Below are 8,616 nucleotides of genomic sequence, written 5' to 3' on the forward strand. Positions count from 1 at the left end.
GCCGTTGCTCGGCGCGCTGCTGACCTCGTCGGAGCGCTACGTCGGCCACCCGTTGCGGCCTGCATTGGCCGCGACAGGTGGAAAGCCTGTTGCGGCGACGTCCACCGGACTACGCGTCGGAGGCCGTGCTCACGGCCCGCCGCGGCGGCGCGCCTCGAGTACGGGCGCCTCGCGGCTGAACCTTCTCAGCAGCCTGCCGTGCCGAACGTCTCCGCACCGGCCGTCGTCGCCAGCCGCTCCCCGAGGGTGAGCCGGCGGCGTCGTGTCGATCACGCGCGGGACGACGGCGAGGACGTCGTCGGATCGAGCGGCGTGGACCGCACGACCGTTATCGAGTATCGCACAGGTTCGCGTGAAAACCGTTACCCCGCCCGCCCGTCCGGGCTCGCGCCGAGCCGTTCGCGCGCACGTTCGCGCAGGCCGGAGCAACCGTCCCGGAGTGTGCCGGAGATCACGTCCGGTTCGCGCTCCCCGGGCACGTCGCGAGGTGCCTACCCGGCCCGGTCCGCCGCCAGCGGATCGCCCAGCCGGTAGCCGTCGCCGTCGCCGTCCCAGGTCCCTTGGGCGAGCCGGATCGAGCGCGGCGGCGCCGGCGGCACGAAGCCGGCCACCGAGAGCAGGCCGGCCAGCACCTCGTCGGGCCGCACGGTCGGCGACTGGTGCCTGACCACCAGCCGGACGGCGACCGGGTCGGCCGCCTCGTCGACCGAGGCGGACAGCACCGCCCGGCGAGCGTCCAGTCGTCGCACGCCGTTCTTGGTCAGCCGCTCGACCTCGACGGACTCGGCCGCCTGGAAGGTCTCGACGGCGGCGGTGACCTCGCGCGGCGAGGCGCCGGGCAGGTCGATCCGCCACTGCGATGCCTGCAGGCGGTCGGCCAGCGCACCAGGGCCGGCCTCCACCACCTCGACGATGTCCAGGCCCGGCGGCAGGGCCTCGTCGAGTGCCGCCCGGACCTCGCGCGGATCGCAGGCCCGGGTCAGCGACAGCTCCAGGTATTCGGCCTCGCTCGCCGCGCCGGTCGGCGCCGCGCCCGCGTAGGACACCTTCGGATGCGGGGTGAAGCCGTGCGAGTACGCCATCGGAACGTCGGCGCGGCGCAAGGCGCGCTCGAACGCCCGCTGGAAGTCGCGGTGGCTGGTGAACCGGAGCCGGCCGCGCTTGGCGAAGCGGACCCGCAGCTTCTGCACGGCCGGGAGTTGCTGGTGCGGTGGTGTGCTCAGGGCGGTTCCTCTCGGCGGCACGATCGGGGCGCGGCGGCTGCCGCTCCCACATTCTCCCGTCATCCCCATTGTCACCGCCGAGCGGCGGGCGTACGTTCGCAAGCAGTCATCCGTTGCTGGGGGGCAGACCGATGACCGATCTCCGCGACGACGCGACGTTCGATGCGCTGCGGTCGCTGCTTGCCGGCGACCTGCTGTCTCCGCGCACGCCCGGGTACGACGACGCCCGCACCGTGTTCAACGCCATGATCGACCGGAGTCCCGCGCTGATCGTGCAGTGCGAGAACCGCACCGACGTGGCGCTCGCGCTCGCGTTCGCCCGTGAGCACGGCCTCGAGATCGCCGTGCGCGGCGGCGGGCACAGCGTGGCCGGGCTGGCGTTGACCGATGGTCTGGTCGTCGACCTTCGTCGAATGAACGACGTGGTCGTCGACCCGGTGGCCCGCACGGCCACCGTCGGCGGCGGCGCCGTCATGGCCGACCTGGACCGCGCCTGCGCGCCGCACGGCCTGGCCACCACCGGCGGCCGGGTGTCCACCACCGGCATCGGCGGGTTCGTCCTGGGCGGCGGCACCGGCTGGTTCGACCGGCTGTTCGGCCTGGCCTGCGACAACTTGCTCGAGGCGGAGGTCGTCACCGCCGACGGCGAGATCGTCCTGGCCGCCGCGGACAGCCATCCCGAGCTGTTCTGGGCGCTGCACGGCGGTGGCGGCAACTTCGGCGTGGTGACCTCGATGGTGCTGCGGCTGCACGCGCTGATGGCCTCGACGTTCGCGCTGCTGCTGTGGCCGCCGGAGCGCGGTCCGGAGGTGGTGCGGACGTTCCGCGACGTCGTCCAGGCCGGGCCGGACGAGCTCGGCGGCGGCGCCGTCTACCTGACCGGCCCGGAGGGCGAGGACTTCGTCCCCGACCACCTGGTCGGCCGGTTGGCGCTGGCGATCGTCCTCGTCTACGCCGGGACCGAGGCGGAGCTGCGGCGGGTGGCCGCGCCATTGTTCGACGCCGCGCCGGAGGGCCGGTTCGTCGCCGAGCTGCCGTACGACCAGGTCCAGTCGGCGATGGACGACCCGCCGGGGTACCGCAACTACTGGTCGGCCGAGCATCTGGACGACCTGCCGGACGAGGCGGTCGACGCGTTCTGCGCCCGTGCCGCCGACATGCTGGTGCCCTCGGCGTCGCAGCACGTGCTGTTCACCATGGGCGGCGCGATTGGGCGCGGGCCGGAGGACTACCCCGTGCCGTGGCGCCACGCCGCCTGGGTGGTGCACCCCTTCGGGCTGTGGACCGATCCCGCCGACGACGAGCGCGCCATCCGCTGGACGCGCGAGGTCCGGGCGGCGGTCCGGCCGTGGAGCACCGGCGACGTCTACCTGAACTTCATCGGCGACGAGGGCCGCGACCGGGTGGTCTCGGGCTTCGGCGACGACGGCTACAGCCGGCTGGCGGCGGTGAAGGCGCGCTACGACCCGCACAACGTGTTCCACCGTAACCACAACGTCCGGCCCGAGTGAGCCCGGCCTCAGACGGCGAGCAGGCCCTCCAGTACGGTCCGGGCCCGCCCACCGAGCTCGACGCGGTCGCCGCTCATGCGCACCTGGACGGTGCCCCCGCGGGGAGAGACCTGGAGGCCGGTCAGCGGCCGGCCGTCCGGCGTGCCCAGCGCGGCGGTCCAGTACGGCGCCAGCACGCAGTGCGCCGAGCCCGTCACCGGGTCCGCACCCCGACCGCCGGCGCGAAGAAGCGCGAGACGAAGTCGTACGGCGCGTCGCCGTCGCCCCGGGCGGTGACGATGACGCCGCGCGCGTCGATTGCCGCGACCGCGGCCGGATCGGGTGCCAAACCACGCACGCTGGCCTCGTCGGCCACCTCGACCAGGACGTCGAAGCGGCTGCGGGCGGTGCGGACGGGCTCGACGCCGAGGGCGTCCGCGAGACCGTCCGGCGCTGGCGCCTCGGCCGGCGGCAGCGCCGGGAAGTCCATGACGACGTCGCCGTCGTCGCCGCGGCGCACCGTCAGCACGCCGCTGCGGGTGCTGAACCGGATCGGACCGGCCTCGCCCCGCTCGAACAGCACGTGGGCGGTGGCGAGCGTGGCATGGCCGCACAGGTCCACCTCGACCGCGGGGGTGAACCAGCGCAGCCGGTAGTCGACGGCCGGCGTTGCGCGGGCGGCTTCGTCGCCCTCGACCGGCTCGACGAAGGCCGTCTCCGAGTGCTTCATCTCCGCCGCGACCGACTGCATCCAGTGGTCGCTGACCTGGCGGTCGAGCAGACAGACACCGGCGGGGTTGCCACCGAACGGCCGGTCCGTGAAGGAGTCGACGACGAGAATCCGCATGCACTCATCCTCTCCCATGATCATCAACGGTTGGCGACGTGATGGCGTCGCCAACCGTTGATGATCATGGGAGAGGATGGGCGGATGCTCCAGCACCTGACCGGGCCGGTGTGGCTCTGGCCGGCCGACCCGGATCCCGAGAAGGTCCAGGCCGCCGTCGGCATCGTCGCCGGCCCGGCCGCAGCATCGCCGTCGACGCCGGTCACAGCCCCGCGCTGGCCCGCCGCGTGCGCCACGCCGTCGCCGCGGCCGGGCTGCCACCGGTGCGGCGGGTGGTGCTCACCCATCACCATTGGGACCACACCTGGGGCGCCGCCGCGTGGGAGGCCCCGCTCGTGGCCCACCGGCTGTGCGCGCGGTTCATGGCCGCCGAGGCGCTGGAGCCGTGGAGCCACGACCACCTGCGGCGGCGGATCGCCGACAACCCGCTGCTGGGACCGAGCTACCGCGCCCGCGGCCGCGCCGTCGACGACTTCACCGACCTGACGTTCGTCACCCCGTCGACGACGTTCGAGGACCGGCTGAGAGTCACCGAGGGCGGCGCGACGGTCGAGCTCGTGCACGTCGGCGGCGGGCACACCCCGGACTCCACCGTGGTGCGGGTGCCGGCGGCGGGCGTGCTGTTCCTCGGCGACTGCTACTACCCGCCGCCCCACCACCTGCGCCGTCCCGGCGACGGTCCGGACCTCGACCTCGTCGCATCGCTGGTCAGCGATGACATCGAGTGGTACGTCGAGAGCCACGACGTGCCCCGCCGTCGGGCCGAGGTCGAGGAGGCGCTGCGCGCGGCCCGTTGATCAGGCGACGGTCAAAGGCAGCAGCTTGCGGCCGGTGGGGCCGGTCTGGATCTCGGTGCCCAGCTGCGGGCAGACGCCGCAGTCGAAGCACGGGGTCCAGCGGCAGTCGTCGATCTCAACCTCGTCCAGCGCGTCCTGCCAGTCGTCCCAGAGCCAGTCGCGGTCGAGGCCGGAATCGAGATGGTCCCAGGGCAGCACCTCGTCGCGGTCACGCTCGCGGGTGGTGAACCAGGCGAGGTCGACCGCCTCGCCGGCCAGCGCACGCTCCGCGCAGGCGACCCAGCGCCCGTAGGAGAAGTACTCGCCCCACCCGTCGAAGCGGCCGCCGTCCTCCCAGACCGCGCGGATGACGCGGCCCACCCGGCGGTCGCCGCGGGAGAGCAGCCCCTCGATCATGCTCGGCTTGCCCTCGTGGTAGCGCAGCCCGATGGCCTTGCCGTAGGAGCGGTCGGACTTGACCACCTCGCGCAGCTTGCGCAGCCGGGCGTCGACGACCTCGTGATCGCACTGCCCGGCCCACTGGAACGGGGTGTGCGGCTTGGGCACGAACCCGCCGATGGACACCGTGCAGCGGATGTCGCCGCGCCCGGACGCCTCGCGCCCGGCCTTGATGACCCTCTTGGCGAGGTCGGCGATGGCCAGCACGTCCTCGTCGGTCTCGGTGGGCAGTCCGCACATGAAGTAGAGCTTCACCTGCCGCCACCCGCTCCCGTACGCGGTGCTGACGGTGCGGATGAGGTCGTCCTCGCTGACCATCTTGTTGATGACCCGGCGCATCCGCTCGGTGCCACCCTCGGGCGCGAATGTCAGCCCGGACCGGCGGCCGTTGCGCGAGAGCTCGTTGGCCAGGGTGACGTTGAAGGCGTCGACGCGGGTGGACGGCAGCGAAAGCGAGGTGTTGGTGCCCTCGTACCGGTCGGCCAGGCCCGAGGCGATCTCCCCGATCTCGGAGTGGTCGGCGCTGGACAGCGACAACAGGCCCACCTCGGTGAAGCCGGAGCTCCGCAGACCCTCCTCGACCATGGCGCCGACGGTCTCGATGGAGCGCTCGCGAACCGGCCGGGTGATCATGCCCGCCTGGCAGAACCGGCAGCCCCGGGTGCAGCCGCGGAAGATCTCGACGCTGTAGCGCTCGTGCACGGTCTCGGCCAGCGGCACCAGCGGCTTGCGCGGGTACGGCCACTGGTCGAGGTCCATGACGGTGTGCTTGCGCACCGTGGCCGGCACGCCGGGCCGGTTGGGCACAACCCGGGCGATGGCGCCGTCGGGCAGGTACTCCACGTCGTAGAACTTCGGGACGTAGACCCCGCCGCCGGCGGCCAGCCGCAGCAGCAGCTCGTCGCGGCCGCCGGGCCGTCCCTCGGCCTTCCACTCGCGCACGACCTCGGTGATGGCGAGCACGACCTCCTCACCGTCGCCCAGCACCGCGGCGTCGAGGAAGTCGGCGACCGGCTCTGGGTTGAAGGCGGCGTGTCCCCCGGCGATGACCACCGGGTGGTCGTCGCCGCGCTGCGTCGCCAGCAGCGGGATGCCGGCGAGATCCACTGCGGTGAGCAGGTTGGTGTAGCCGAGCTCAGTGGCGAACGAGACGCCGAGCAGGTCGAATGCCCCGACCGGGCGGTGGGCGTCGACGGTGAACTGGCCGATGCCGTGCTCGCGCATGAGCCGTTCGAGGTCGGGCCAGACCGCGTAGGTGCGCTCGGCGAGGACGCCGTCCTGCTCGTTGAGCAGCTCGTACAGGATCTGCACGCCCTGGTTGGGCAGCCCGACCTCGTAGGCGTCGGGATACATCAGCGCCCAGCGGACCTGGGCGTCGTCCCACGGCTTGACCGTCGCGCCCAGCTCGCCGCCGACGTACTGGATGGGCTTGGCCACCTTCGCCAGCAACGGCTCCAGGCGTTCGAACAGCGACTCGACGGGCATGGACGGGGTCTACTCCGCGGAAGACAGCATGGTCACCGCCAGCTTAACCGCCTGCGTCGCGGGGTGCTCGGCTCGTTGCGTCCCACGCTCGACCGGTAGGGTAACCACCACGAATACCCCGAGTCTTGGGCACGACCGGAGGATCGACGTCGGCGACGAAAGGCGAAGGCATGACGGATCACGACGGCGCCCAGCCCACTGACGGTGCCCAGACGGCGCCCGACGAGCTTTACACCCTCCCTGACCAGTTCGAGCCGCCGCCCGTCGAGACGCGCCCGCTGGAGATCCAGCCCGACTACGAGATCCTCCCCGATCGGCCCGACACCGGCCCGCCGGACGGCTGCTTCCCCGACCTCGCCAGCCGCGAGGAGCTGGAGATGGCGCTGCGCCGGGCCCAGCTGGTGATGGACGACTGCGAGACGCTGCTCGACCCGGCAATCCGCGCGATGGAGGACGGCGCCTGGGTGAGCCGGCTGGCCGACGAGTTCTCCAACGGCCTGACCACACACGCCCGGTTGGCCGGCACCATCGCCGGCAACTGCGTCGACCTGATCCAGGAGGCCCTGGAAAACAGGGGCAGTGACGACGTCATCGATGCGAGGCCGATGTGACCAAGGCAGCAGGCGGCCTCGGGCCGGACACGGGCAAGACCGCCGGCGGCGACCTGGACAAGAGCTCGCTCCCGGCCGGCGAGGAGTCCCCCTACGCGGACTACGACGTCTCCACCGACCCGAACGCATACTCCGACGACGGCGGCGGTGGCGGCGGCTACGACGGCGGCGGCGGTGAGGACTACGGCGACGACTCGACCAGCACGGGGCCCGACACCGAGGACGGCACCGGCACCGACGCGGAGACCGACGGCGACCAGGAGGTCGACGCCGAGACCGACTCCGGGACGGACGCCGAGACCGACACGGACACCGAGACCGACAACCCCGTCGTCGAGCACGAGTTCGAGACCGAGACGCCGACCCGGCCCATCCCCGAGGAGCCGCAGCCGCCGAAACCCAACCAGGTCTCCATCGACATCGAGGCCATGACGAGGCTGGTCGCGGCCATGGAGCGGGCCGGAGAGCAGGTCCATGCACTGCGTGAGGAGATGCGCTCCATCCTGTCCGGCGTGCACATCGAGACCTCCGAGACCAACCGGTTCGAGGAGGTGTCGACGTGGATCGCCGACGAGCTGCCCGGCCTGCGCCGCCGGCTGGCCATGGCGCAGGACCTCGCCGGCGAGGGCGGACTGTCCACCCAGCCCGACGGCAACCACGTGCCACGGCCCTACGTCGGCGACGAGACCAAAGTGCCGACCTGTCCGCCGCACGAGTCCTACGACAACGGTCGGCAGACGGCGGAGCGCTTCACCGTCCCGCACGACCCCGACACCACCCGCCAGCTGATCGCGGACCTGAAGGCCGGCCGGCACGACCCGTACTACGCCCGCGAGTTCGCGCACACCACCGACCCGGAGACGCTGGTGCGGACCATCGCCTCGGCCGGTGACGGCGAGGCGGCGGCCGAGCTGGCCGAGCTCACTGCATCGACGGTGGCGACCGCCGCCCGCGGCACCGGCGAGCTGGCGCCGCCGGCCGGCTACGAGGAGCAATGGGCGGCGCTTCGGGAGAGCGACGACCCCGACGTGGCCGCGGCTGCGGAGCAGCTGCGGCCGGCCTGACGCCGGCCAACCATCAGCGGTTCGGGCCCTCCAGCCTGCTGGACCGGGCGTCTGCCGGCGGAGATCTCGCAGGCCGGGCGGCATCGCATGGCCGTCCTGGGGTCCGCCCCTGGCGATTTGCCCAGCGTGCAGCAAACTGCGCTCGCCGACCCAATGCCGACCGTAGTCACGGCTCCAGCTCGCGGCCGGCCCCGCGGCGCGTCGCCCCTGACCGATCCACTGGCCGAAGTTGCAGATCGAACATGTGTCCGGTATCTTCATTGCCAGATTTAGACGGGCGTCCGGTTCGGAGGCCACGTCTTTCACGGTCAGACGCCAGGTGGCGTCGTGGTCGTCCGCCCCAGCCGGTTGGTGAACGCGGGTGGTCCGCTCGTGCGTCGAGCGCATCCGGATAGTCATGGCGGCTGGGAGGTCGTAGTGGTGTTCGATCAGGCCGGCATGGCCGCCTACGCAGATGACGATGATGGTGCGGGTGCGAGGAGTCACCACGACGTCGCCGTGCTGTCGCAGTTCCTACCGGGTCCAGAGCTGGCTGCCGCGCTCGCCGAGGTCGACCCGGCCGAGCTGCCCACCCACGATGTCGTGCTGGTGGCGCGAGCGTGGGAGCGGCTCAAGGCCCACGCCGAGGCGCAGCAGGTCCGGGTGTTCGCCGAGCTGGCCG

Annotated in this window: 6 protein-coding genes and 2 pseudogenes; 5 read left to right on the forward strand and 3 right to left on the reverse strand. The window is 72.5% G+C overall.

What is annotated here, in order from left to right; all coding sequences use genetic code 11:
- Positions 1-491: 491 nt before the first annotated feature.
- Positions 492-1,190 carry a TIGR03936 family radical SAM-associated protein gene (locus E1269_RS17535; protein ID WP_131896821.1) on the reverse strand — a complete coding sequence of 233 codons (699 nt, stop codon included), beginning with the start codon at positions 1,188-1,190 and terminating at the stop codon, positions 492-494.
- Between the two features lie 164 nt (positions 1,191-1,354).
- Between E1269_RS17535 and E1269_RS17540 the strand changes: the two genes are divergently transcribed.
- Positions 1,355-2,734: an FAD-binding oxidoreductase gene (locus E1269_RS17540; protein ID WP_131896823.1), complete on the forward strand. Its 1,380-nt coding sequence runs from the start codon at positions 1,355-1,357 to the stop codon at positions 2,732-2,734.
- Between the two features lie 8 nt (positions 2,735-2,742).
- Here E1269_RS17540 and E1269_RS17545 read toward each other — a convergent pair.
- Positions 2,743-3,560, reverse strand: a pseudogene (locus E1269_RS17545) (PhzF family phenazine biosynthesis protein).
- Between the two features lie 227 nt (positions 3,561-3,787).
- On the opposite strand from E1269_RS17545, the gene E1269_RS17550 reads away from it, so the two are divergent.
- The gene (locus E1269_RS17550) at positions 3,788-4,357 is read left to right on the forward strand and encodes an MBL fold metallo-hydrolase (RefSeq protein WP_239000940.1); all 570 of its coding nucleotides are present in this window, start codon (positions 3,788-3,790) and stop codon (positions 4,355-4,357) included.
- On the opposite strand, the gene E1269_RS17555 is transcribed toward E1269_RS17550, so the two are convergent.
- Positions 4,358-6,280 (reverse strand): TIGR03960 family B12-binding radical SAM protein, encoded by a 1,923-nt coding sequence (locus tag E1269_RS17555; RefSeq protein ID WP_131896825.1) that lies wholly within the window; start codon positions 6,278-6,280, stop codon positions 4,358-4,360. It abuts the gene before it with no gap.
- 170 nt (positions 6,281-6,450) lie between these two features.
- Between E1269_RS17555 and E1269_RS17560 the strand changes: the two genes are divergently transcribed.
- From E1269_RS17560 to E1269_RS17570, 3 genes and pseudogenes are all read left to right on the forward strand, one after another.
- A complete protein-coding gene (locus tag E1269_RS17560; RefSeq protein ID WP_131896827.1) occupies positions 6,451-6,891 on the forward strand; it encodes a hypothetical protein in 441 nt (146 codons plus the stop codon).
- A complete protein-coding gene (locus E1269_RS17565) occupies positions 6,888-7,955 on the forward strand; it encodes a hypothetical protein (protein ID WP_131896829.1) in 1,068 nt (355 codons plus the stop codon). The genes E1269_RS17560 and E1269_RS17565 overlap by 4 nt, the downstream gene beginning before the upstream one ends.
- Positions 7,956-8,375: 420 nt before the next feature.
- Positions 8,376-8,616: pseudogene (locus E1269_RS17570) on the forward strand (hypothetical protein); the annotation flags it as partial.

The sequence above is a fragment of the Jiangella asiatica genome (assembly GCF_004349065.1).
Taxonomy (GTDB): domain Bacteria; phylum Actinomycetota; class Actinomycetes; order Jiangellales; family Jiangellaceae; genus Jiangella; species Jiangella asiatica.